This is a genomic window from Colwellia sp. BRX10-4 (assembly GCF_014077465.1).
Lineage (GTDB): Bacteria > Pseudomonadota > Gammaproteobacteria > Enterobacterales > Alteromonadaceae > Colwellia_A.
The window spans coordinates 27,340-52,782 of the sequence record NZ_JACGVZ010000020.1 but is presented as its reverse complement, the minus strand read 5'-3'; the positions used below and the strand labels follow the sequence as shown (position 1 = coordinate 52,782).

Genomic DNA, 25,443 nt, shown 5'->3' with positions numbered 1-25,443 from the left:
TCTGAGACAGTGTTTGACATTGATAAGCTAATGTCGACTATGGTGGCAAAAGTTAGCGTTAAGAAACGAAATGCGACTGGCGGCTTTGAGCTTAAACTTGCCCTACAAGTGAGCAGTAATTTTGGCTAATATTGCCCTAAATATGCTCCTGAATTTGTAAAGACTTAATGTCCGCAATTGGCTACAAGAAGTCGTTAGCAATGGATTAATTTTGAAGCCTAAATTAAACCGATTGAAGCATTACCCCTAGACTAACTCATGCCACGCAGAAGACGTTAACAGCCATTTCATGATGTGTTTCGAATGATTATTAAGGTTCACTTATGCCAGTTTAAGTTAGGTTCCAACTTTATTTAGCTTCTACATCATTTACCAAAAAAAAAGGCATTAAACTAAGTTTAATGCCTTTTTTGTTTCTAACTTTATTCCTATGTTTCCATCTTTATTTAGACGTTTCCAACTTTATTTAGAACCCACATATACCTTCAAAAAAGTCTCTCTACTCAACGGTAACTGATTTTGCTAAGTTACGAGGTTGGTCAACATCTGTGCCTTTAATTATTGCGACATAATATGAAAGCAATTGTAGTGGTAACGTATAAACAATAGGTGCGATTAAATCGTCACATACCGGCACATTAATAACTTTCATCGTATCATCACTGGCAAAATTTGCTTCACTGTCAGCGAATACATACATTAAGCCACCACGCGCGCGAACCTCTTCAACATTTGATTTAAGCTTTTCAATTAAATCATTTTTAGGCGCAACAACAATTACAGGCATATCAGCATCGATTAACGCTAATGGGCCATGTTTTAATTCACCAGCAGCGTATGCTTCAGCGTGGATATAAGAGATTTCTTTTAACTTCAAAGCCCCTTCCATAGCGATAGGATATTGGTCGCCACGACCTAAAAACAAAGCGTTGTGTTTATCAGCAAAGTCTTCCGCTAAATCTTCAATAGAACTTGCTAGTGCTAAGACTTCTTCTAGTTTACTGGGTAAAGCCATTAATGAACTGGCGATTTCATTTTGAACCGCTTCACTCATACCGTGATGTTTACCTATAGCCCAAGTCATCATTAACAAGCCGACTAACTGTGTGGTAAATGCTTTGGTAGAAGCGACGCCAATTTCTGCACCGGCTTTGGTCATGAAAGCAAGATCAGATTCACGCACTAAAGATGAACCGGCTACGTTACAAATAACTAAGCTGGCTTTATAGCCAAGCTCTTTTGCTAAGCGAAGTGCCGCTAAAGTATCAGCTGTTTCACCCGACTGAGAGATAGTTACAATTAAGGCATTTTTAGGAACATGAGACTTTCTGTATCTAAACTCACTGGCAATCTCTATATTACAAGAAACACCTGCTAGCGACTCTAACCAATACCGTGCTACCATACCTGAATGGTAGCTAGTACCACAGGCAATAATCTGTACGTGTTCGATACCCTTAAATATTTCATCAGCGCCTTCACCAAAAGTATTCATATCGAGCACATTACCAGACAAGCGCCCCTCTAAAGTATTGCGGATAGCCGTAGGTTGTTCGTAAGTTTCTTTCAGCATGTAGTGACGGTATTCACCTTTATCGCCACTGTCTTGACTGATATCTTGTTCTTTTGCTTCACGCTTTACGGGTACGCCGTTAGTATCAAAGACGTTAACTTCAAAACGAGTAACTTCAGCAACATCACCTTCTTCAAGAAAAGCAAACTTTCGGGTGACCGGTAATAGCGCCATCATATCAGAGGCTATAAAGTTTTCACCTACGCCATAACCTATCACTAAAGGGCTCCCAGAGCGTGCAACAACTACACGACTCTTATCGGTAGTATCAAGTACAACGGTGCCATAGGCGCCATCAAGCTGCTTAACTGTTTTTTGTACTGCTTCAAGTAAGGTCGCTGATGTTTTCAATTCAAGATGAACTAAATGAGCAATAACTTCAGTATCTGTTTCTGAGACAAATTCGTAGCCCATGCCCTGCAAACGTATTCTTAAACTTTGATGATTTTCGATGATACCATTATGAACAACAGCGATATTTTGACTAGATACATGTGGGTGAGCATTCACTTCACTTGGCGCACCATGAGTAGCCCAGCGCGTATGAGCAATACCTGTTCCACCTGATAAAGGGTTTGTTATTAAAGCGTCTGCTAACTCTTGTACTTTGCCTAAGCGGCGTACTCTGTTTAATTGGTTGTTATTATCGATAATAGCAACACCGGCTGAGTCATATCCGCGGTATTCTAGGCGTTTTAACCCTTCAACTAATATATCTGCTACATCACGTTGTGCTACAGCACCTACGATCCCACACATAGTTTTTTCCTTTTATTTTGCAATGAGTAATTTAACGTCTTGTTCTAAGAGTTTGGCTTTGAGTTCATCAGGCAGATCTGCATCAGTGATCAGTATGTCTATATTTTGCCAAGGAATTTCAACGTTAGGTATTTTACGATTAATTTTTTCAGATTCAACAAGTACAATAACTTCACGAGAGACATCTGCCATCACGCGGCTAAGCCCTAATAGCTCATTAAAAGTAGTCGTGCCACGCTCTATATCGATACCATCGGCACCAATAAAAAGTTGGTCAAAATCATAAGATCTCAAGACACTTTCTGCTACTTGACCTTGAAAAGACTCAGAATGTGTATCCCAAGTGCCCCCGGTCATCAGTAATGTCGGTTCATTTTCAAGCGCATGCAAATCAGAAGCTATTGCTAAAGAGTTGGTCATTACGATTAAACCTTGTTTACTATTAAGCTCTTTCACTAAGGCTGAAGTCGTACTACCGCTGTCGATTATGATGCGGTTATGATCACGAATAAGTGTCGCCGCTTTACTGGCGATTGAAACCTTTCGTTTCGAAACTTTATCAGACTTATGCTCAATAATATCTCTAGGCAAAGGCACAGCTCCACCGTAACGTCTGAGCAATAATCCGCTATTTTCTAGCGCAGCTAAATCTTTTCTGATGGTTACTTCTGAAGTAACGAATTTTTTTGCAAGACTATCGACACTTACTTCTCCGTGCTCATTAAGCTCAGAGATAATGCTGTGGCGACGCTGCTGGGTGTTTCTTTTTGACATGCGATTAAGTTTATCTTTTGTTTCGTCACTTATCTTACAGAATAAGTTTCGTTTAGTAACTTAAGCTATTAGAACAAAAGTATGCTTTTATGGCAATAAATATTTATTTGACTGATATTAATCCTAATTCATATCAGTGAACATAAAAAAGAGGCGCATATTGTGCCTCTTTCATTTTAAATATCAATTAACCTAGCTTTTTTTGGTTGGTCTTTGCCAGTCGGCTATATTTCTTTGTTTACCTCTAGCAACCGCAAGTTCATTGGCTGCTACATCTTTAGCAATAACAGAGCCCGCACCTATGGTAGCATTAGCACCAATAGTAACCGGGGCCACTAACGAACTATTTGAACCGACGAAAGCACCGTCATCTATAATGGTTTTAAACTTATTAACCCCGTCATAGTTACAAGTGATGGTTCCAGCACCAATATTAACATTTTGACCAATAATCGTATCGCCCAAATACGTTAAGTGTCCCGCTTTACTACCAGCTCCTAAAGTTGTTTTTTTCATTTCAACAAAATTACCAACATGAGAGTCTTTATTCATTACAGAGCCGGGGCGCAGTCGAGCAAATGGGCCGACAGAACAGTCTTTACCAACGACGGCGTCTTCGATAATACTATTTGCTTTAACTATGCTATTTTCGCCGATTGTACAATTTTTTAAAATACAATTGGCACCGATTTGCACACCATTAGCTAAAGAAACATCACCTTCAAAAATACAATTAATGTCGATATGCACTTCTTCTCCGATGATTACGTTTCCGCGAATATCGATGCGGTTAGGATCACGTAAGCTTGCCCCCGCTATCATTAACGCTTCGGCTTCACGTAGTTGGAAAGCTCGTTCTAATGAAGCAAGTTGCACTCGATTATTGGCACCTTCAACTTCAATCTCGGTATCGGGATGAGCAGTAGCAATAGTTTTACCTTCATGATGACATGCGGCAATAATATCAGTTAAATAATATTCACCTTGGGCATTGTCACTTGACAGATTTGCTAACCAACGCTTTAAATCTCCACCATTTGCTAATAAAATTCCAGTATTAGCTTCAGTAATTAATAACTGTTCGGCCGAAGCATCTTTTTGCTCTATGATGCCAACCACGGCATTATCTTTACGCATAATACGTCCGTAGCCAGTAGGATCAGCTAAATTTACCGTTAGTAACCCCATACCATGGTATGGCTTAACCGCTAATAATTTTTCTAATGTGCTAACTTTGGTCAGTGGTACATCACCATAAAGCACTAAAACATTTTCATTATCTTTAATGAAAGGTGATGCCATGTCTACGGCATGTCCGGTACCTAGTTGTTCTTTTTGTTCAATAAATGTTAAATCGTCATTTGCACTACTATTCGCTATTGTCGCTTTTAATACTTCACCACCAAAGCCATAGACAATATAAATATTATCAGCGTTTAATTGGCGTGCAGCATTAATGACATGGCTAACCATAGGTTTGTCAGCAATTGCGTGAAGTACTTTAGGGAGTGATGAACGCATGCGAGTACCTTTACCCGCGGCAAGAATGACAACTGAAAGAGACATAGTATATCCGTTATTTATGTTTTTGATGGTAATAACAAATATTGTAACCTTGTTTTAACAGATAAACTATAGCCATGTAGCGCTATAAGTGTCTGATATATTTTTACATCATCAAGATTAATTGTTTAGCAAGCTTCAGTAAATTTAACCAAGTGGCTGTGTGGTAAAACTTAATTAGCCACTATATTAAAGACAAAAAAAAGCGATATATACCTTAAGTAAATATCGCTTTTCTGTCACTAAAACTCAGTGCTTTGTCTGTAAAGTTAGACTTTTTTATTAGACGCTTGTATTACGCGTAATTGCGCAGTTACTCGCGCTAATTCAGCCGCAACTTCAGCAAAACCAACATCTCCGCCATGGGCGTTCATGTGTTTTTCTGCACGTTGCTTAGCTTCTAATACTTCTTTTTCATCCAAATCGTCTGCACGTATCGCTATATCAGCTAATACGGTTACGTTATTTGGTTGAACTTCTAACATGCCGCCAGAAAGATATATAACATCTACTGAGCCACCATATTTAACAATACGAGCCATACCAGGTTTTAGCGAGGTCAATAAAGGTGCGTGACCAGGCATAATACCTAGTTCACCTTCTGAACCTGTGATCTGTAATGATTCAATACGTCCAGAGAATAGATTCTCTTCTGCACTTACTACATTTAGATTTACCGTCATTGCTGACATTTTGACCTCCTAAAGTAGGCGGTTAGATAGTCAATAAGTCGATGACTTACGTTAACCTAACACGCCCAAGCAAATTACATGTTTTTAGCTTTTTCAACTGCTTCTTCGATAGAACCAACCATATAAAAAGCTTGCTCAGGTAAATCATCGTATTCGCCTGCAAGTAAGCCTTTAAAACCACTAATAGTGTTTTTAAGTGACACATACTTACCAGGAGAACCGGTGAATACTTCAGCAACAAAGAACGGTTGAGATAAAAAGCGTTGAATCTTACGTGCACGATTCACAGCTAATTTGTCTTCTTCAGATAATTCATCCATACCTAAGATGGCGATAATATCTTTAAGCTCTTTGTAACGTTGTAATGTTGATTGAACACCACGGGCAGTTTCATAATGCTCAGCGCCAACAACTAATGGATCAAGTTGACGAGAAGTAGAATCTAGTGGGTCAATTGCAGGGTAAATACCTTGCGAAGCGATATCACGACTCAATACAACCGTTGCATCTAAGTGAGCAAAGGTAGTAGCTGGAGAGGGATCAGTCAAATCATCTGCTGGTACGTATACCGCTTGGATTGAAGTGATTGAACCTTTCTTAGTTGAAGTAATACGCTCTTGAAGTACACCCATTTCTTCAGCAAGAGTTGGTTGATAACCAACCGCTGATGGCATACGACCAAGAAGTGCAGATACTTCAGTACCGGCTAATGTATAACGGTAAATATTATCAACAAAGAATAATACGTCACGACCTTCATCACGAAATTTCTCAGCCATTGTTAAACCTGTAAAGGCAACACGTAAACGGTTTCCTGGAGGCTCGTTCATTTGACCGTAAACAAGAGATACTTTATCAAGTACATTTGAATCGTTCATTTCATGATAGAAATCGTTACCTTCACGAGTACGCTCACCTACACCAGCAAATACTGAGTAGCCGCTATGCTCAATCGCGATGTTACGAATAAGTTCCATCATGTTAACAGTTTTACCAACACCAGCACCACCGAACAAACCTACTTTACCACCCTTAGCGAATGGACAAACTAGATCGATTACTTTTATGCCAGTTTCAAGTAGTTCATTTGACATCGCTTGGTCAGCATATGCTGGCGCTTGGCGGTGAATTGACCACTTTTCTTCTTCGCCGATTGGGCCAGCTTCATCGATAGGCTCACCCAATACGTTCATGATGCGACCCAAAGTTGCAGTACCTACTGGAACTTGGATATTCTCACCTGTGTTTTCTACATTCAGACCACGACGTAAACCGTCAGATGAACCCATGGCGATAGTACGAACTACGCCACCACCAAGTTGCTGTTGTACTTCAAGTACTAAGCCACTAAGGTTACCTTCAGTTATTTTTAACGCGTCATATACCTGAGGTACAGCATTTTGTGGAAATTCTACATCCACAACTGCGCCAATGATTTGGACGACTTTACCTGTACTCATGTTTAATCCTCTAATCTTGTGCTCTTATTTACTAATAAAATAAACAAAGAACTTTTGTTTATACCGCTGCTGCACCAGCACAGATTTCACCCAATTCTTGAGTAATACTTGCTTGACGCGCTTTGTTATATACCAATTGTAAATCATCAATTAAGTCACCCGCATTATCTGTTGCAGCTTTCATTGCAACCATACGAGCAGCTTGTTCACAGGCGAGATTTTCAACCACACCTTGATATACTTGCGATTCCGTATAACGAACGAGCAGTTTTTCAAGTAAAACTTGAGCATCAGGTTCGTATAAATAATCCCAGCTATGCTTAAATGCGTCATCATCTGATTTAGGCAAAGGTAGAAGTTGATCGATTGTTGGATTTTGCGTCATGGTATTAACAAACTTGTTATATACAATGAACAATCTATCTATCTCACCACTATCATAGGCATTCAACATCACCTTAACACTACCAATTAAATCAGTTAGTGAAGGATTGTCACCTAATCCAGACTTCTGCGACACTATTTTAGCACCAATATTGTTAAAAAATGACGTAGCTTTAGAACCCACTATGGCAAATTCAACATCGGCGCCCGCTGTTTGGTGTGTACCCGCATCAACAAGTACCTTTTTAAATAAATTAATATTTAAACCACCACACAAACCACGGTCTGTTGAGACAACGATATAACCTACACGCTTGACTTCACGTTCAACCATATATGGATGACGAAATTCTAAATTACCAAGTGCGACGCGACCGATCACATCTCGCATATTCTCAGCGTATGGACGAGATGCAGCCATGTTATCTTGCGCTTTGCGCATTTTACTAGCTGCAACCATTTCCATTGCGCTGGTGATCTTCTGTGTATTCTTTACACTTCCAATCTTTGATTTAATCTCTTTACCACCAGCCATGACTATTCTCCAAAAAGGTGAACTAAATTACCAAGTTTGAGTAGCTTTAAAAGCTTCAATTGCTTTTGCTAAACCAGACTCAATATCTTTGTTATAGTCGCCTTTTTCATTGATAGTAGCCATCAACTCAGCGTGATCATTGTTTACGTAAGTGCGTAATGCATCTTCAAAATCAACCACTTTAGCGATTTCAACATCGTTCAAGTAACCTTTTTCTGCGGCAAATAACGATACGGCTGTTTCAGCAATTGACAATGGACTGTATTGCTTTTGCTTCATCAGTTCAGTAACACGTTGTCCATGCTCTAATTGAGCACGAGTCGCGTCATCTAAATCTGAAGCAAATTGAGCAAATGCAGCTAATTCAGCATATTGTGCTAAGGCTAAACGTATACCACCACCTAACTTCTTGATGATCTTAGTTTGCGCAGCACCACCAACACGAGAAACAGAAATACCGGCGTTAACAGCAGGACGAATACCTGAGTTAAATAGGTTAGACTCTAAGAAAATCTGACCATCAGTAATTGATATTACGTTAGTTGGTACGAAAGCAGATACATCACCCGCTTGCGTTTCAATGATAGGTAAAGCCGTTAATGAACCCGTTTTACCTTTAACTGCACCATTGGTGAACTTTTCTACGTATGCTTCGTTTACACGAGCAGCACGTTCAAGTAGACGACTATGAAGATAGAAAACGTCACCTGGGTAAGCTTCACGACCTGGTGGACGACGTAAAAGTAATGAAATTTGACGGTAAGCAACAGCTTGTTTTGACAAATCATCATATACGATTAATGCATCTTCACCACGATCTCGGAAGTATTCACCCATAGTACAGCCAGAATATGCTGACAAGTACTGTAGTGCGGCAGCTTCAGAAGCACCAGCAACAACAACGATAGTATTATCTAACGCGCCGTGCTCTTCTAAAGAACGTACTAAGTTAGCAACTGTAGAAGCCTTTTGGCCTATTGCTACGTATACACACTTAATACCGGTATCTTTCTGGTTAATAATGGCATCTAAAGCGATGGCAGACTTACCGATTTGACGGTCACCAATGATAAGTTCGCGTTGGCCACGGCCAATTGGAATCATTGAATCAATTGATTTAATACCTGTTTGTACAGGTTGATCAACAGATTTACGTTCGATAACACCTGGTGCTAAAACTTCAACAGGAGAAAAACCATCATTTTCAATAGGTCCTTTACCGTCAATGGGCTCACCCAAAGTGTTAACCACTCGACCTAATAAACCACGACCTACTGGTACTTCTAAAATACGACCAGTACTTTTAACTTTTACGCCTTCAGCTAAGTCAGCGTATGGACCCATAACTACCGCACCGACCGAATCACGGTCAAGGTTTAACGCGATAGCAAAACGGCTACCAGGAAGTTCGATCATTTCACCTTGCATTACATCTGCAAGGCCATGTATACGAATAATACCGTCAGTTACAGAAACGATAGTACCTTCGTTGCGAGCTTCGCTGACAACGTCAAACTGTTCAATACGATTTTTGATCAGTTCGGCGATTTCAGTGGAATTCAGTTGCATGCTCTTTTCCCTTATTCTAGGATTGTAAAATTGTTGCTAAACGGCTCAATTTACCTTGTATAGAGCCATCAATTACCATGTCATCAGCTTTAATAATTAAACCTGAAATAATAGTCGCATCGACAATACAATTAAGCTTAACTTTTCGAGCCAGACGCTTTACAAGCGCGGCGCTAAGTGTTGTTTTTTGCTCTGCTGTAATTTCTACAGCTGAGGTTACATCCACAGTAACTTCTTGCTCAAATTCAGCTTTAAGTGCTAAAAATTGCGTCAAAACATGTGGTAGCACCAACAAGCGTTCGTTTTCTGCCATTATTTTCAAGAAATTTTGGCCTTGACTGTCTATTTGCTCGCCACAAACACTTAAAAAAAGTGCTTGTGCCTGCTCGACTGAAGCACCACCAGAAAGAACCCCTTTAATGGTTTCATCTTTGGCAACTTCAGCAGCAAAGGTTAGCTGTGATAACCAGCTATCAATAGCCTTTGCTTCAACAGCAAAATCGAACGCTGCTTTAGCGTAAGGACGAGCGACAGTTGTCAATTCAGACATAGCTCTATTCCCTCTTAAAGTTCAGCGACGAATTTATCTAAGATGTCACTATGTGTGGCGGCATCAATAGAACGTTCAAGAATCTTCTCGGCACCGGCTACAGCAAGAATAGCAAATTGTTTGCGCAATTCTTCTTTAACACGGTTACGTTCAGTTTCGATTTCTGTGTGACCTGTAGCTAAGATTTTTTCTTTCTCAGCTTGAGCTTTTACTGCAGCTTCTTCAACTATTTGCGTTTCACGTTTTTTCGCTGCTTCAATAATTTCGGCAGCTTGTGACTTAGCTTCTCTAAGTTGAGCAGTAGCTTTTTCTTGAGCAAGCTCAAGATCATTTGCAGCACGGTCTGAAGCAGCAAGTCCATCAGCGATCTTTTTCTGGCGAGCTTCAATAGCATCGTTCAATGGTGGCCATACATATTTCATGCAGAACCAAACAAAAACAACGAATGCTATTAATTCACCAATTAGAGTGGCGTTTAAATTCACAACCGCTCCTCCTTAATAGTAAGCTGTTCAAATAATGAAATTAAAGTACAAACAATAATACCATCGCGATACCAACACCGATCATAGCAACGGCATCGATTAAACCAGCTAAAATAAACATTTTCACTTGTAGTGAAGGAGCTAGTTCTGGTTGACGTGCACACGCTTCCAAGAATTTACCACCCATGTTACCAAAGCCAATTGCAGTACCAATAGCACCAAATCCGATTAGTAAAGCAACTGCGATAAACTTAATCGCTTCAGGCATTGTTAATATTTGTTCCATTTTTTTCTCCAAAGTTTTAATTGTAAAGTTAAAGTTAAAGTTAAAGGTTAAAAATTAATGATTATCAGAACTCGCCATACTTAAGTAAACGATTGTTAGCATCATAAAGACGAATGCTTGCAATACGATAACTAATATATGGAATACAGCCCAGACAAAGTGCAATGGAAGCTGCATCAAACCAACAGCGCCAATTAAGATGAATATTAATTCACCGGCATATAAGTTACCAAACAAACGTAGTGCTAATGAAAATGGCTTAGCAACAAGAGCAATGGTCTCAAGTAATAAATTACAAGGGATCAAAAATACCATCGCTAACTTGTTTTTGGTGTTGAACGGATGCAAGGTTAATTCTTTAACAAAGCCGCCAAGACCTTTTATTTTTATTGAATAAAATATCATCAATAAAAAAACACCAAGTGCTAGTGCAGCTGTTAAATTAATATCTGTTGTTGGTACAACTTTCATGTAGACATCATGACTGTCCATACCGAAAGCAGTTTCACCGACAAAACCAGCAAATGCAGGTAAGAAATCAACTGGAATTAAGTCCATTAAGTTCATTAAAAAGACCCAAACAAATATCGTTAAGGCTAATGGTGCAATTAATGTACTTTTTCCTTGGAACGTTTTATTAACGTTGTCACCAACAAACTCGACAACCATTTCAATAAAACATTGAAATTTATCAGGAACACCTACAGTAGCTCCTTTAGCAGCTTTGCGAAAAGTCCACAAAAACAACATACCTAGGCCAATTGACCATGCTAGTGTATCTATATGCCATGTCCAAAACCCACTGTCACTACATGCTTTATTAAATGCTAAACCAGTATCGGTTGTACACATTTTTGCATTAGTTAAATGGTGTTGGATATGGCTTGATAAGGTGACTTCTTCTGCCATTTTATTATCCCAAAAGTTAAAGTTTATAAATCTTCATCGCCAGTTAATTAACGTTCCGTTAAAAAAACTGGCAGCAGTAATGTTAAAAACACCACCACACAATATGTGCTTAAAAATATTAGGGGTGAAATCACTAAAAATTTAAATACTAGCGCGAATAATAACGCGGTATATAGCATTTTTAATTTTACGCCACTATAGAAAGATTCCATAACCTTTCTTGAGGCACTTGCACCTGCATACTTAAATGCTTTATAAGCGAAAATAATATTAGGAACTATCACCACTATTCCACCTACAAGTAAAGAGTAAGCGTATAATAGTCCCCAATTGAAATATGTTATTACAGCGCATATAACGATCAATTTTGTCATTATACCGATTTGTCTCGACGCTAATTTTCGACCAGGCGTAGTTAATAAATTTTGATAACCTTTCGCCACTGCGGTCTCCAACGTAATGCTTCGTAGTCATAGTATTTTTTAAAGTTAAAACTTTAACTTTAAAAAAGTCGTCGCAAGTATACTTAATTACAGCACTAATGCAACAAAATAGGGCGCTCATTGCCCCAATATGTACTAAATTTAACACTAAATTTAACACTAAATTTAGAAAGCCTTAATCTAAAATGAAAACGTTACCTTTGAATGACATAACGAATGATAAAATAGTTAAATAAAACTTATTTTTTATAGTGGTTAATGGGTCATAAAGAATATTTTGCATTATTACCGCTTAACTACTTTAAATATAATATGTCCGTAGATTAATAAGAGTTGAAGCGAGAAATAATACTATCAAGCTCAGATAGGTCGCTGTAGGAGATAACCAACTTTCCTTTACCTTTTTTGTTATGAGCTATTGTCACCTGCGAACCAAACCTTTCTGATAAATTTTGCTCTAGACTTTTAGTATCTGGGTCTTTTTCTTTTTCTTCAATGATCTTTTCTGGTGCTTGAATCTTTTTAATTAACGCTTCTGTTTCACGCACGGTTAAATCTTTAGCAACAACAGTTCTAGCCGCATTACTTTGAATGTCTTTTTCTAATGCTAGTAACGCACGTGCATGTCCCATTTCGATATCACCATGTTCTAGCAATGTCTTAACGTCTTCATTGAGATTATTTAAACGCAGAAGATTAGAAACAGTCGTTCTAGATTTACCCACCGCATTGGCTACTTCTTGGTGCGTTAACTCAAATTCTGTTAATAAACGCTCTAATGCAATAGCTTCTTCCATGGCATTGAGATCTTCACGCTGAATATTTTCAATTAAGGCAATAGCGATTGCCGCTTCATCGGGTACATTTTTAATTAAACAAGGAACTTTGTCCATTTTAGCTAATTGCGCGGCTCGCCATCGACGCTCGCCAGCAATTATTTCATAATTGTTTTCACTAATATTTCGAACAACAATGGGCTGTATAATTCCTTGAGAAAGAATAGAATTTGATAAATCTTCTAAAGCCTCAGCAGACATATCTTTACGAGGTTGATATTTACCCTGTTGTAATTGCTCTATGGGTAAATATTGTAATTCACTGTCTTGATTAGAAGATAAATTACGTTGAGTCGCATCATCAGTTTCTTTATTTGATGTTAATAATGCATCAAGGCCACGACCTAGGCCTCTACGTTTTGCTGGACTCATAATTTTCCTTCGGGTTTATCTAAATAATTAATCAATTGTTTTTTCAGGTTTTTGTTTTTTTTGTTCTGCTTTACGTAGTATTTCACCGGCAAGTGCTAAATACGCTTTTGCACCGGTTGATGATTTATCGTAATACATTACTGGTGAGCCAAAACTAGGTGCTTCAGCTAAACGGACATTACGTGGAATAACGGTTCGGTAAACTTTATCACCAAAATGACGTTTCAATTGTTCTGATACATCATTAGCTAATCGGTTACGAGGGTCGTACATCGTTCGCAAAATGCCTTCTATATGTAAGTCAGCATTCACTACCGATGTTAATTGCGAAACTGTGTCCATAAGCGCTGTTAAGCCTTCTAATGCATAGTATTCACATTGCATAGGCACCAACACAGAATCAGCAGCAGTCATGGCGTTCACTGTCAGCATATTCAATGAAGGAGGGCAGTCAATTATAATATAATCATATTGATCGCGAATAGGGGCTAAGGCATTCTTTAGACGATGTTCTCGAGAATACACCTGCATTAATTTGATTTCAGCGGCAGTAACATCAGTGTTAGCGGCAATTAAATCATATAAACCTGACGTTTCACGACATACAACTTCTTCGAAAGACTTTTGTTCGACAAGTAATTCATAGCATGTTGCGTGCACTTCATACTTATCGATTCCACTGCCCATAGTGGCATTGCCTTGAGGGTCTAAATCAATTAATAATATTTTTCGTTTGGTTGCTGCTAGTGAGGCAGCTAAATTAACAGATGTTGTTGTTTTACCAACCCCACCTTTTTGGTTAGCAACCGCAATGATTTTTCCCACAATGACCTCGAAAGTATTTTATTATATTATTATTTTTTTTAGTTTAATAACATGGCGTTCGCCTTGTAAATTAGGCACGATTATTTCGCTACTGTCTACAAACTTTATATGTTCTGGTAATTGTTCTATTTCTTCGCGGGGAAATTGACCTTTTAGTGCATAAAATCGCCCCGTTTCATCCGCAATGAGATGTTGACACCAATTGACCATATCTTCAAGTGATGCAAATGCTCGACTTAACACACCATCAAAGAGTTCATCAGGTTGATATTTTTCAACCCTTGATAACACAGGTGTGACATTTTTGAGTTTTAGTTGAAAAACCACTTGTCGTAAGAAAGTGATTCTTTTGCCTAAACTGTCCAATAAAACAAAATTTCTTTCAGGGTATAAAATAGCTAGCGGTATACCTGGTAAACCTGGTCCTGTGCCTACATCAATAAATGATTGACCTTTTAACTCTTTGCCTACCATTAGGCTATCCATTATATGTTTAACCAACATATCACTGGTATTACGGACAGATGTTAGGTTATAAGCCTTATTCCATTTATTTAACAATTCAACATATTGAATTAATAAATCTATTTGTGCTTCATTGAGTGTTAATTCGCTTTTATCAATCAGTAATGTTAGTTCAGTTTTAAGTGTCATTTTTTTTCGCGTTTTAATAATTTTAATTAGGCAATCTTACGTAACAAACCATGCTTTTTAAGATAAACCAATAATAACGATATGGCTGCTGGTGTAATACCTGATATACGTGATGCTTTACCAATCGTTTCAGGTCGAGAGTCACTTAATTTTGCCACAACTTCATTTGATAAACCCGATATTTGGGTGAAATCAAAATCTAGTGGGATCAGTGTATTTTCGTGTCGTTTCTTTTTTGATATTTCATCAAGTTGTCTATCAATATAACCTGCATATTTAATTTGAATTTCAACTTGCTCTGCAGCTTGTTTATTAGTAATTGCCGGTCCTAAACCTTCTATTTTCATTAAATCATCGTAACGAACTTCAGGGCGTCTGATCAGATCTTCTAAACTATTTTCTCGACTGATATCAGCTTTAAGTAGCTCATTGATTTGCTCTACGCCAGAGTGATCTTTTTGGATCCAGGTTGTTTTTAAGCGCTGACGTTCTAATTCAACCATCTCTATTTTTTCGTTAAAGGCTTTCCAGCGAGCTTCATCAACTAAGCCCAGTTTATAACCTTTTTCAGTTAATCTGATATCAGCGTTATCTTCGCGTAACAATAATCGGTATTCAGCACGTGAAGTAAACATACGGTAAGGTTCTTTAGTGCCTAGCGTCGCTAAGTCGTCAACCAATACACCCATGTAAGCTTCATCGCGGCCTAAAATAAGTTCTTCTTTTCCTTGTACTCGAGCTGCAGCATTTGTCGCCGCTAATAGCCCTTGAGCTCCAGCTTCTTCATAACCTGTAGTACCGTTAATTTGTCCAGCAAAATATAAATTTTCAACAAATTTACTTTCAAGGGTTTGTTTCAAATCACGAGGATCAAAGTAATCATATTCAATAGCGTAGCCCGGTCGAGTGATATGAGCGTTTTCAAAACCTTTGATTGAACGTACTAATGCCATTTGAACATCGAAAGGCAAACTTGTTGATATACCGTTAGGATATATTTCATGGGTTGTTAACCCTTCAGGTTCAACAAATATTTGATGCGAATCTTTATCTGCAAAGCGAGTTATTTTATCTTCTATTGAAGGACAATATCTTGGTCCAACGCCTTCAATAACGCCAGTGTACATTGGCGATCTATCGAGACCATTTCTAATAATATCATGGGTATTACTGTTGGTATGGGTAATGTAACAAGGTACTTGAGCTGGATGATCATCTCTTGATCCCATAAATGAAAATACTGGTCGAGGATCATCGCCTGGTTGTTGCTCCATTTTAGAAAAATCTAAGCTGCGTGCATCTAATCGAGGTGGAGTCCCTGTTTTTAAACGATCCATTCGAAATGGCATATCACGTAGGTTTTTTGCTAAATTTACACTTGCAGGATCTCCTGCTCGGCCACCTTCATAATTATTTAAACCGATATGAATTTGTCCAGCTAAAAATGTGCCAACGGTTAAAACAACGGATTTCGCCTTAAATTTCAATCCCATTTGTGTAGATACACCAACAATTCTATTATTTTCTAGAATTAGATCGTCACAAGGTTGTTGAAAAATAGTAAGATTTTCTTGATTTTCTAAATGATTTCTAACATACGAACGATATAAAATTCGATCAGCCTGTGCTCGTGTAGCACGAACGGCAGGGCCTTTACTGGCATTTAATGTTCTAAATTGAATCGCAGCATGGTCTGTAGCCGTTGCCATTAATCCGCCTAAGGCATCAATTTCTTTTACAAGATGTCCTTTGCCAATTCCACCGATGGCTGGATTACATGACATTTGACCCAAAGTGTCGATGTTATGCGTTAACAATAATGTTTTACAACCCATACGTGCTGCTGCAAGACATGCTTCAGTTCCGGCATGACCACCACCCACTACGATTACGTCATAAGATTCTTGGTACCACATAAATTTCAGGCCTTGATTAATCGTTAAAAAATATTTTATGAATAATTTGTTATTCAAAAATTAGGGAACGTATTTTAGCGCTTTTTTGCGATGAGGGGAATGATCAAATGATTAAAAAGATCTGAGTGTGATCCTTCTTATAATATATAAGATCTTTAAAGAGATCTTATTACTATTACTTATTAGTAAAGCCATTTTCTGTTGATAAGTCCTTTTTCCTTATAGATAACAGTTCATTAGTACGATCATAACACTGTGATCAAACTTTGATCAAAGGGTTTTAAACCTATGATCAAAATGGCTAGTTATCCACAAGCTAAATAAATTAGAATTCTATACACTGAATAATAATAAGAAATTAATAGCTTTTACCCAGACTTATCCACAGATGGTTATTGTAGGGGACAGTTTTGTTGATAACTTATGAGTAAGATCTTTATAAAAGATCTTTATTATTTTCCAACCATCGTTGAGCAAGATCCTCTGGATCTATTTCCTCACTCATATCTAAGGTTTTGATCACGACTATTTCTTTGCAACCCCTTGATAAAAATAACTTTTGAAAATCTTTAGCGGCTTTACAAAAGGTATCATAATTTGAATCACCCAAACCTATGATCATAAATTTAACTGGGGATAGATCTATAGTGCTATTTTTAAGATCTTCAACAAATTTTTGAATGTTGTCAGGAAAGTCTCCAGCACCATGTGTCGATGTACAAATTAGCCAAGTTTGATTATCGGCTATTATTTGTTCAAAATCGGGCTGCAAGTGCAGAGTTGTTTGGTGATTTAGTGCCAATAATGTCTCTTCACAGGCCTCAGCAACATACTCAGATCCACCTAACATACTGCCAACAATGATTTGAAATGAGCTCATTTGGTTCCTTTTATCTTAAGTTTTAAGTGGTATTTAGCGTTATTTTCCAATACAAAAAGACGAAAATATTTCTGTTAGTAGGTCGTCATTGGTAAATTCACCGGTTATTTTATTGAGTTCTATCTGACATAAACGTAGCTCTTCAGCGAGAATTTCTCCTGCGACATAAGATTCAAGCTGTTCTAAACCGATAATTAAATGATGGTGAGCTTGTTCTAATGCGGCTAAATGTCGTCTCCTTGCCATAAATCCCCCTTCAGTACTGCCTTGATAGCCCATAATACTTTTTAAATGGTCTTTGAGCTCTGCTATGCCATCACCATTTTTTGCCGATAAAGTTACCGTAGGAATGTCATTAGTCGCTGATAAGCCGGTCGCTATACCCTTAATATCTGCTTTGTTTTTAATAATGCTTAAACCAATATTTTTGGGAAGTTTGGCAAAAAATTCTGGCCATAATTTCTGCGGATCATCATTATTATCATCACAAGCATCGACCATAAGAAGCACTCTATCGGCTTGATTTATTTCCTGCCAAGCGCGCTCAATACCAATTTGTTCTACTTGATCGTTACTTTCACGTAAGCCGGCCGTATCAATAATATGCAGTGGCATACCATCGATGTGTATCTGCTCTGTAAGGACGTCTCGCGTAGTTCCTGCTATATCTGTGACAATAGCCGCTTCACGTCCGCTTAATGCATTTAACAAGCTTGATTTACCGGCATTAGGTCGTCCCGCGATAACTACGCGCATTCCTTCACGAATAATACTGCCTTGATGGGCTTGGCTTTGAACCTTTTCTACCTGACTTATGATTTTTTTCAGATCGCCAACAACTTTTTCATCAGCAAGAAAGTCTATTTCTTCTTCTGGAAAATCAATTGCGGCTTCAACATACATTCTTAAATGAATAGTACTTTCGACAAGTTGATTAACAAGCTTAGAAAAATCACCCTGTAGTGAATGTAATGCACAACGAGCTGCTTGCTCTGAACTCGAGTTGATTAAATCAGCGATGGCCTCAGCTTGTGTTAAATCTAGTTTGTCATTAATGAATGCCTGCTCACTAAATTCACCAGGTTTTGCCATACGTACTTTAGGTAGTGCTAAAATTTCTTTTAACAGCATATCTAAAATAACGGGTCCACCATGTCCTTGCAATTCAAGGACATCTTCACCAGTAAACGAGTGGGGCGCTTTAAAATATAAGGCAATGCCTTGATCGAGCGTTTGCTGGTTAGCATCGTTAAAGGGTAAATACTCAGCTTTTCTAATTTCAGGTATCTTGCCTAAAATAGCCTGTGCAACACTCTTAACTTCAGGTCCAGATATTCTGATAATACCCACTCCACCTCTACCAGGTGCAGTAGCTTGTGCGGCAATGGTTTCTTTTTGATATAAAATTTCGGTCATAATCATTTCCTAGATAATAGCTCAGCTATTATAAACATTTTTTACTGGAAATAAAAAAGGCGACCTAATAGGCCGCCTTTAATAATTTTACGCTGTAGAAATTAATCTTTAGCTTTGGCTAGTTTAGCTTTTTCAATACCACTGAAAATAATTTTCATTTGAGCAATTGAAATCATGTTACTGACAAACCAGTAAAGTACTAAACCTGATGGGAACCAAGCCATAAATACAGAGAATGCCACTGGCATGTATTGCATTATTTTCTGTTGCATCGGATCTTGTATCGTCATAGGTTGCATTTTTTGCATCACGAACATACTTACACCCATGAATACTGGCAATACAAAGTAAGGATCCATTGTTGAAAGATCCTCTATCCAGAAAAAGAACGGTGCATGTCGTAGTTCAACACTTTCTAAAAATACCCAATATAATGCCAAGAATATTGGCATTTGAATGATCATAGGTAAACAACCACCCGCTGGGTTTACTTTTTCTTTCTTGTACATTTCCATAGTAGCTTGTGACATTTTTTGACGGTCATCACCAAAGCGTTCTTTTAACTGTGCCATTTTAGGTGCAAGTTCACGCATTTTAGCCATTGAGGTGTATTGCGCTTTGGTTAACGGATACATTGCCCCTTTAACCACTAAAGTAATAACAATAATTGCAATACCCCAGTTACTTACTAACGACTGTATTTGTAACAACAACCAAAACAAGGGTTTACTGATCATCCATAAAAAACCGTAATCTATTGTTAAGCCCAAGTGAGGTGCTATTTCGTCAAGTACGTATTGATCTTTAGGTCCAACATAAAATATTGCTGAAGTGATTGATTGGTTGTTTGGTTCGATCATTATTGGCGGAGATTTAAAACCTATAACAGCTTCATTGTTTGCTGAGTAGCTAGTATATATTTGGTTGTCTGCCGTTTGGCTTGGTACCCAGGCAGAAACAAAATAATGCTCTAGCATAGCAATCCAGCCACCTGCTGTTGTTACGTTTAATTTTGCTTCTTTAATATCATCAAAATCATATTTTTCATAACGTTCTTCGGTGGTCGAATACGCAGCTCCACGATACGTAGGCATTAATGAACTGCCACTTTCTACTACCGTCGATTGTTTTAATTGTGCATACATTTGCACACTAGCCGTTGTTGTTGAAGTATTGTTCATTATGTATTCAACATTAACGCTGTAGCTTGATTTAGTAAAAGTAAAACGCTTAATGACATCTAAGCCATTCGTCGTATATTTCAAATCTACCACTAATGGATCATCGCCTTCTAACTGGTAGTTTTTGCTACTCGTTTGGTAAATAGGACGTCCGGACACTTTATCTATGCCTTGCGCGCCTATTAAACCACTTTGTGCGATGTATTTACGGCTACCGTTTTGCAAAACGGTAAAAGGAATGTCGTTTCCTTGTTCTGTATTAAATTTGACTAATTTTGCATCAACGATATCACCACCGCTAGTCGCAATCTTTACTACTAACACGTCAGTATTAATTGTAATGACTTGTTCTTTTGCTCTAGTAGGCGCTGACATTGGCATTGCTGAGCTTGATGATTCAGGAACATAATCTCCATTGCCTGTAGCAATTTGATCAGATGTTTGAGTCATTGTTGTTTGTGCTACTACGGGTGCATTATCTTTTTGGTATTCAGTGAATAGCAAATAAGTAACAACCATAAGCGCAATAAAAAGAAAACTGCGTTGAGATTCCATAATTTATTATTTCTCTTCTTTTGATGGTGGCACGGGATCTAATCCACCCGCGTTTAATGGGTGGCATTTTAGTATACGTTTGGCTGCTAACCAACAACCTTTTATCACACCGAAGCGATTTATCGCTTCAATAGCATAAAAAGAGCAAGTTGGATGGAATCGGCAGTTATTACCCAGTAGTGGACTAAGCCAGCGCTGGTAAGCTTTTACAAGAGCTATGGCTAGCTGTTGTGCCGCTGAATTATCTTTCGCCATATTTTTTCTAATTGTTTTCTTATTTCGGCATTTTCTAACTGATCAGTACCAGACTTTACCATTACAACCATATCGATGTTAGGTAAGTCGTGCTGATTGAGTCGAAAGCTTTCTCTGATTTGACGTTTAATACGATTTCGCTGAACAGCTAATTTAACGCGTTTTTTAGCAATAGCTAGGCCTAAACGATTACGTTCATCAATATTTGGACTAACAAGAATGGTTATGTGGCTAGAGCCGAAACGAAGAGGTTTAGAAAATACAGATTGAAAGTGACCGGGAGTCAACAAGCGTGACTCCCGATTAAATTCATAATTAACCATGATGGTTAAAATATCTCTTAATTAAAGATTAAAGAAGAGATTATGCGCTAAGGCTTTTACGGCCTTTCGCACGACGACGTGAAATTACTGCACGACCGTTTTTTGTAGCCATACGTGCACGGAAACCGTGGTTGCGTTTACGCTTTAATACACTAGGTTGAAATGTTCTTTTCATTACGCTCATCCGTCTGTTGTTGTTGCCCTGGCAAACAGCCGTATTGAGCACACTGGTTCTAAAAAAAGAGGCCGAATTTTATAGTTTGTAGCAGGTGTTGTCAATGTTTATAGTAATCTATTTTAAAAAGATCCTAATAGATCTTTAGGGTAATTATTTATATCCACAGTTTTATAACATTTGATCAATTAATTTTCATAAAAATATAAGCAATTTTCACTAATAGCTAAATAATATGTAAATGATATTTTAGCAGTAAATTAGTCTAAGAATACCGTTTTAATTGCTTATGTGTGATTTTTTTTATTTATTTTCTCTAAAAGGGCAACTATTTAAAAGTCAATATTGATGTTGTGGATAACTATGGTGATAATAGACACATTACAAAATACCATATTTACCGACTTTTGTTTTTATTTGTCATATTAGCTAAAAGATGATTTAACAAAAGATAGCGTAATTTCAGGAGCATTTGGTTGGATCATTCACTTTGGCAGCGATGCCTTTCAGTTCTACAAGAAGAATTGCCTGCACAGCAATTTAGTATGTGGATACGTCCATTACAGTGTGTTGTTGCCGACAATATCATGACTTTATATGCACCTAATCGTTTTGTACTTGATTGGGTTCGAGATAAGTATGTAAGTCGTATAAATGAATTGGTCACTTTGCAAGAAAGTACAAATCCTCCTTTACTTAGGTTTGATGTTGGCAGTATTCCAAACCAAAGTAGCTCTCAGAATATTATTAATACTATTCCTCAACTTGTTACCTCGAATAAAAAACGAGAAGAGCCACAAAGTAACTTACCTAAAACGACCAATGTTAGAGTTAAATATACCTTTGACAATTTCGTTGAAGGTAAGTCTAACCAATTAGCACGTGCTGCCGCTTCTCAAGTTGCTGATAATCCTGGTTCTGCTTACAATCCTTTATTTATTTATGGCGGTACAGGTTTAGGTAAAACTCATTTATTACACGCTGTTGGTAATGGTATTTTACTGAATAAACCCAATGCAAAGATCGCCTACATGCACTCTGAACGTTTTGTTCAAGACATGGTGCGCGCTTTACAAAATAATGCGATGGAAAAATTTAAGCATTACTACCGTAGTGTCGATGCATTACTGATAGATGATATTCAATTCTTTGCCGGTAAAGATCGTACCCAAGAAGAATTTTTCCATACTTTTAATGCTTTGCTTGAAGGTAATCAACAAATTATTTTAACCAGCGACCGTTATCCTAAAGAAGTCGATGTTGAAGACAGACTTAAATCTCGTTTCGGTTGGGGATTAACGATAGCAATAGAACCACCTGAGCTAGAAACACGCGTCGCCATTCTTAAGCGTAAAGCTCAAGAAAGTCATATTAATTTGGCTGACGAAGTTGCGTTTTTTATAGCTAAACGTTTACGTTCTAATGTTCGTGAGTTAGAAGGGGCATTGAATCGCGTTATTGCTAATGCTAATTTTACTGGTCGGCCAATTACTATTGATTTTGTCCGCGAAGCATTACGAGATTTGCTTGCCTTACAAGACAAGTTAGTTACTATCGATAATATCCAACGAACTGTTGCAGAATATTATAAAATTAAAGTTGCCGATTTACTTTCAAAACGTAGAAATAGATCTGTTGCTAGACCTAGACAAATTGCAATGGCATTATCTAAAGAGTTAACTAATCATAGTTTACCTGAGATAGGAGATGCCTACGGTGGGCGAGATCATACGACTGTTCTCCATGCATGTCGAAAAGTTAAAGCGTTACGCGAAGAGTCGCATGATATTAAGGAAGATTATTCTAATTTAACTAGAACACTTTCGTCATAGCTTTCGTTATAATAATAAGTACATAAAAAGATAGGTAGATAAATGAAGTTTTCATTAAATAGGGAATTATTACTGAAACCACTTTTATTGGTTTCTGGTGCCGTAGAACGTAAAAGTACATTACCTATCCTTGGTAATATTCTTTTAGATATAAGTGGGCAGTCACTTACGTTAACAGCCACTGATTTAGAACTTGAAATGGTATCTAGTACGCAAATAGATAACCAAGGCGAGGACGGAAAAATTACTATTCCCGCCCGCAAGCTTCTCGATATCTGTAAAAGTTTACCCGAAGATTCAATGTTATCTTTTGAATCGAATAATGAAGCAATCATTATCAGTACCGGCAGAAGTAAATATTCTTTAGCAACGCTACCTGCTGCTGACTTTCCTAATATAGAAGAGTGGAAAGGTGATGTTGAATTTCAAATATTTAAATCTGACTTGCTTCGATTAATAGAAAGCACTCATTTTTCTATGGCAAATCAAGATGTTAGGTACTACCTTAACGGTATGTCTATTGAGACAGAAGGCAACGAAATTCGCTCTGTAGCTACTGACGGTCACCGTTTAGCGATATGTAAAATTTCGTCTAATGAATTAACACTGCCGTCTAGACAAGTTATTGTGCCTCGCAAAGGTATCTTAGAAATTATTCGTTTACTTGACCCAGTCGAAGAAAACGTTCAAGTCTTTTTAGGCTCAAATCATATTCGCATTATTGATAGTGGCTTTTCATTTACCAGTAAATTAGTCGATGGTCGTTTTCCTGACTACCGTCGTGTTTTACCGCGTAATGGTGATAAAGTACTCAACACCAGTAAAGAAAATTTACGACAACTATTATCACGCGCTTCTATTTTATCTAATGATAAATTTAAAGGTGTTCGTCTTAACTTTTCTAAGCACGAATTAAAAATTACCGCTAATAATCCTGAACAAGAACAAGCCGAAGAAATATTAGAAATTGATTTTCCTTACGAGGAAGTTGAAATAGGTTTCAACGTAAATTATGTTCTAGATGTTCTAAACGCAATAAAAGAGCCTGAGGTTAAATTTACTTTAGCAGATGCAAATAGTAGTGTAGTTATTGAAGGTGCTGAAAGCAACGAAGCTATTTATGTTGTTATGCCAATGCGACTTTAATGAGTATAGAAAAACTTACCGCTTATGATTTTAGAAATTTAGCAGCAGATACCATTGAATTAAACGATAATATAAATTTTATTATCGGTGATAACGGCAGTGGTAAAAGCAGTTTACTTGAAGCTATTTTTTACTTGGGTCATGGTAAGTCTTTTAGAACGTCGCAAGTTGAAAATTTAGTCACTCACAATAAAAGTAAATTCATTGTTAGTGCTAAAGACGATAAAGGATTACAGTTAGGTGTTGCCAAAGATTTTGCTACCGGCTTAACAGAAATTAAAATTGCTGGAGAAAAGCATAGACAGCTTTCTCAATTAGCAATAAATATTGCGGTACAAGTTATTACACCAGAAAGTTTTAAATTATTTTTTGGTGGACCGAAACAAAGAAGACGTTTCATTGATTTAGGATTGTTTCACGTGAAACATTCATTTTCAGATTGTTGGAAAGAATTTTCAAGAATACTAAAACAAAGAAATGCTTGTTTACGTAATAGGGCTGATGTTGATACCTTAGATTATTGGAGCCAAGTATTCTGCGAGGCATCGGTAAGGGTTGCAAAATTACGTGACGAATATATTAAGGAACTTTCTCTTGAGCTTCAACCTTGGTTAGAGTTGATGTTGCCTAGTTTAGCTGAAGGTATATCAATATCTTATAGTCAAGGTTGGAATAGTAAAAAAACATTGAGTGATGTGTTATTACAAAATAGAGAGAGAGAAAAAAAAGCAGGCTTTAGTTTATACGGCGCACAAAAGTTTGATGTGAAATTTTTAACGGGTAATGTGGTGATCGACAATCAGTTATCACGTGGCCAACAAAAGTTGTTTTTACTGGCGTTAACTTTCGCGCAAGCTAAGTTAATAGAAAAAGTTAAGCGAGTAAAACCAATTTTATTAATTGACGATGTTGGTGCGGAACTAGACTTAAATTCTAGAACCTTATTAAACAACGCGATAAATAAATTAGACTGCCAAGTTATCATCACGGCAATTGATAAAATCGCAGTAGAACCTTTGGTTCCTACTGATAATAATTATAAGATGTTTCACGTGAAACATGGACAAATCTCAGCAATAGGTAAATAGGCTATAC

General features: G+C 37.6%; 25 protein-coding genes. 3 read left to right on the top strand and 22 right to left on the bottom strand.

The window, feature by feature from the left end; translation table 11 throughout:
* Window positions 1-499: 499 nt before the first annotated feature.
* From glmS to rpmH, 22 genes are all read right to left on the bottom strand, one after another.
* Complete coding sequence (gene glmS / locus H4J67_RS14840; RefSeq protein ID WP_182175915.1) at window positions 500-2,332, bottom strand: glutamine--fructose-6-phosphate transaminase (isomerizing); 1,833 nt, start codon at window positions 2,330-2,332, stop codon at window positions 500-502.
* A 12-nt stretch (window positions 2,333-2,344) separates the two neighbouring features.
* The gene (locus H4J67_RS14835) at window positions 2,345-3,106 is read right to left on the bottom strand and encodes a DeoR/GlpR family DNA-binding transcription regulator (RefSeq protein WP_182175914.1); all 762 of its coding nucleotides are present in this window, start codon (window positions 3,104-3,106) and stop codon (window positions 2,345-2,347) included.
* 192 nt (window positions 3,107-3,298) lie between these two features.
* Window positions 3,299-4,672 (bottom strand): bifunctional UDP-N-acetylglucosamine diphosphorylase/glucosamine-1-phosphate N-acetyltransferase GlmU, encoded by a 1,374-nt coding sequence (gene glmU / locus H4J67_RS14830; RefSeq protein ID WP_182175913.1) that lies wholly within the window; start codon window positions 4,670-4,672, stop codon window positions 3,299-3,301.
* 266 nt (window positions 4,673-4,938) lie between these two features.
* Entirely contained in the window at window positions 4,939-5,361 is a 423-nt protein-coding gene (locus H4J67_RS14825) for a F0F1 ATP synthase subunit epsilon (protein WP_070375313.1), read from the bottom strand.
* A 74-nt stretch (window positions 5,362-5,435) separates the two neighbouring features.
* Window positions 5,436-6,821 carry a F0F1 ATP synthase subunit beta gene (gene atpD / locus H4J67_RS14820; protein WP_070375312.1) on the bottom strand — a complete coding sequence of 462 codons (1,386 nt, stop codon included), beginning with the start codon at window positions 6,819-6,821 and terminating at the stop codon, window positions 5,436-5,438.
* Between the two features lie 58 nt (window positions 6,822-6,879).
* The gene (gene atpG / locus H4J67_RS14815; RefSeq protein ID WP_182175912.1) at window positions 6,880-7,740 is read right to left on the bottom strand and encodes a F0F1 ATP synthase subunit gamma; all 861 of its coding nucleotides are present in this window, start codon (window positions 7,738-7,740) and stop codon (window positions 6,880-6,882) included.
* Between the two features lie 27 nt (window positions 7,741-7,767).
* Window positions 7,768-9,309 carry a F0F1 ATP synthase subunit alpha gene (gene atpA, locus H4J67_RS14810; RefSeq protein WP_070375310.1) on the bottom strand — a complete coding sequence of 514 codons (1,542 nt, stop codon included), beginning with the start codon at window positions 9,307-9,309 and terminating at the stop codon, window positions 7,768-7,770.
* Between the two features lie 16 nt (window positions 9,310-9,325).
* Window positions 9,326-9,859 carry a F0F1 ATP synthase subunit delta gene (gene atpH, locus H4J67_RS14805; protein WP_070375309.1) on the bottom strand — a complete coding sequence of 178 codons (534 nt, stop codon included), beginning with the start codon at window positions 9,857-9,859 and terminating at the stop codon, window positions 9,326-9,328.
* 14 nt (window positions 9,860-9,873) lie between these two features.
* Window positions 9,874-10,344 (bottom strand): F0F1 ATP synthase subunit B, encoded by a 471-nt coding sequence (gene atpF / locus H4J67_RS14800; RefSeq protein WP_070375308.1) that lies wholly within the window; start codon window positions 10,342-10,344, stop codon window positions 9,874-9,876.
* A 40-nt stretch (window positions 10,345-10,384) separates the two neighbouring features.
* Entirely contained in the window at window positions 10,385-10,612 is a 228-nt protein-coding gene (gene atpE / locus H4J67_RS14795) for a F0F1 ATP synthase subunit C (protein WP_086745850.1), read from the bottom strand.
* Between the two features lie 72 nt (window positions 10,613-10,684).
* Complete coding sequence (gene atpB, locus H4J67_RS14790) at window positions 10,685-11,539, bottom strand: F0F1 ATP synthase subunit A (protein ID WP_182175911.1); 855 nt, start codon at window positions 11,537-11,539, stop codon at window positions 10,685-10,687.
* A 47-nt stretch (window positions 11,540-11,586) separates the two neighbouring features.
* The gene (locus tag H4J67_RS14785) at window positions 11,587-11,982 is read right to left on the bottom strand and encodes an ATP synthase subunit I (protein ID WP_310740631.1); all 396 of its coding nucleotides are present in this window, start codon (window positions 11,980-11,982) and stop codon (window positions 11,587-11,589) included.
* Between the two features lie 323 nt (window positions 11,983-12,305).
* Entirely contained in the window at window positions 12,306-13,190 is an 885-nt protein-coding gene (locus H4J67_RS14780; RefSeq protein ID WP_070375305.1) for a ParB/RepB/Spo0J family partition protein, read from the bottom strand.
* Between the two features lie 27 nt (window positions 13,191-13,217).
* The gene (locus H4J67_RS14775) at window positions 13,218-14,015 is read right to left on the bottom strand and encodes a ParA family protein (protein WP_070375304.1); all 798 of its coding nucleotides are present in this window, start codon (window positions 14,013-14,015) and stop codon (window positions 13,218-13,220) included.
* Between the two features lie 21 nt (window positions 14,016-14,036).
* Window positions 14,037-14,669 carry a 16S rRNA (guanine(527)-N(7))-methyltransferase RsmG gene (gene rsmG / locus H4J67_RS14770; protein WP_182204157.1) on the bottom strand — a complete coding sequence of 211 codons (633 nt, stop codon included), beginning with the start codon at window positions 14,667-14,669 and terminating at the stop codon, window positions 14,037-14,039.
* 26 nt (window positions 14,670-14,695) lie between these two features.
* Complete coding sequence (gene mnmG / locus H4J67_RS14765) at window positions 14,696-16,585, bottom strand: tRNA uridine-5-carboxymethylaminomethyl(34) synthesis enzyme MnmG (RefSeq protein WP_182204156.1); 1,890 nt, start codon at window positions 16,583-16,585, stop codon at window positions 14,696-14,698.
* Window positions 16,586-17,021: 436 nt separating this feature from the next.
* The gene (locus H4J67_RS14760) at window positions 17,022-17,465 is read right to left on the bottom strand and encodes a flavodoxin domain-containing protein (RefSeq protein WP_182204154.1); all 444 of its coding nucleotides are present in this window, start codon (window positions 17,463-17,465) and stop codon (window positions 17,022-17,024) included.
* Window positions 17,466-17,504: 39 nt separating this feature from the next.
* The gene (gene mnmE, locus H4J67_RS14755; RefSeq protein WP_070375300.1) at window positions 17,505-18,881 is read right to left on the bottom strand and encodes a tRNA uridine-5-carboxymethylaminomethyl(34) synthesis GTPase MnmE; all 1,377 of its coding nucleotides are present in this window, start codon (window positions 18,879-18,881) and stop codon (window positions 17,505-17,507) included.
* Between the two features lie 101 nt (window positions 18,882-18,982).
* The gene (gene yidC, locus H4J67_RS14750) at window positions 18,983-20,617 is read right to left on the bottom strand and encodes a membrane protein insertase YidC (RefSeq protein WP_182204152.1); all 1,635 of its coding nucleotides are present in this window, start codon (window positions 20,615-20,617) and stop codon (window positions 18,983-18,985) included.
* Between the two features lie 6 nt (window positions 20,618-20,623).
* Window positions 20,624-20,872 carry a membrane protein insertion efficiency factor YidD gene (gene yidD, locus H4J67_RS14745; RefSeq protein WP_182175905.1) on the bottom strand — a complete coding sequence of 83 codons (249 nt, stop codon included), beginning with the start codon at window positions 20,870-20,872 and terminating at the stop codon, window positions 20,624-20,626.
* Window positions 20,839-21,195, bottom strand: a complete 357-nt coding sequence (gene rnpA, locus H4J67_RS14740) for a ribonuclease P protein component (RefSeq protein WP_070375297.1) — start codon at window positions 21,193-21,195, stop codon at window positions 20,839-20,841. The genes yidD and rnpA overlap by 34 nt, the downstream gene beginning before the upstream one ends.
* Window positions 21,196-21,235: 40 nt before the next feature.
* Window positions 21,236-21,370 carry a 50S ribosomal protein L34 gene (rpmH, locus tag H4J67_RS14735; RefSeq protein ID WP_070375296.1) on the bottom strand — a complete coding sequence of 45 codons (135 nt, stop codon included), beginning with the start codon at window positions 21,368-21,370 and terminating at the stop codon, window positions 21,236-21,238.
* A 476-nt stretch (window positions 21,371-21,846) separates the two neighbouring features.
* On the opposite strand from rpmH, the gene dnaA reads away from it, so the two are divergent.
* From dnaA to recF, 3 genes are read left to right on the top strand one after another with little or no spacing between them, the layout of a single operon-like run.
* Entirely contained in the window at window positions 21,847-23,202 is a 1,356-nt protein-coding gene (dnaA, locus tag H4J67_RS14730) for a chromosomal replication initiator protein DnaA (RefSeq protein ID WP_070375295.1), read from the top strand.
* A gap of 42 nt (window positions 23,203-23,244) precedes the next feature.
* Complete coding sequence (dnaN, locus tag H4J67_RS14725) at window positions 23,245-24,348, top strand: DNA polymerase III subunit beta (RefSeq protein WP_070375294.1); 1,104 nt, start codon at window positions 23,245-23,247, stop codon at window positions 24,346-24,348.
* Entirely contained in the window at window positions 24,348-25,436 is a 1,089-nt protein-coding gene (recF, locus tag H4J67_RS14720; RefSeq protein WP_182175904.1) for a DNA replication/repair protein RecF, read from the top strand. The genes dnaN and recF overlap by 1 nt, the downstream gene beginning before the upstream one ends.
* Window positions 25,437-25,443 lie beyond the last annotated feature (7 nt).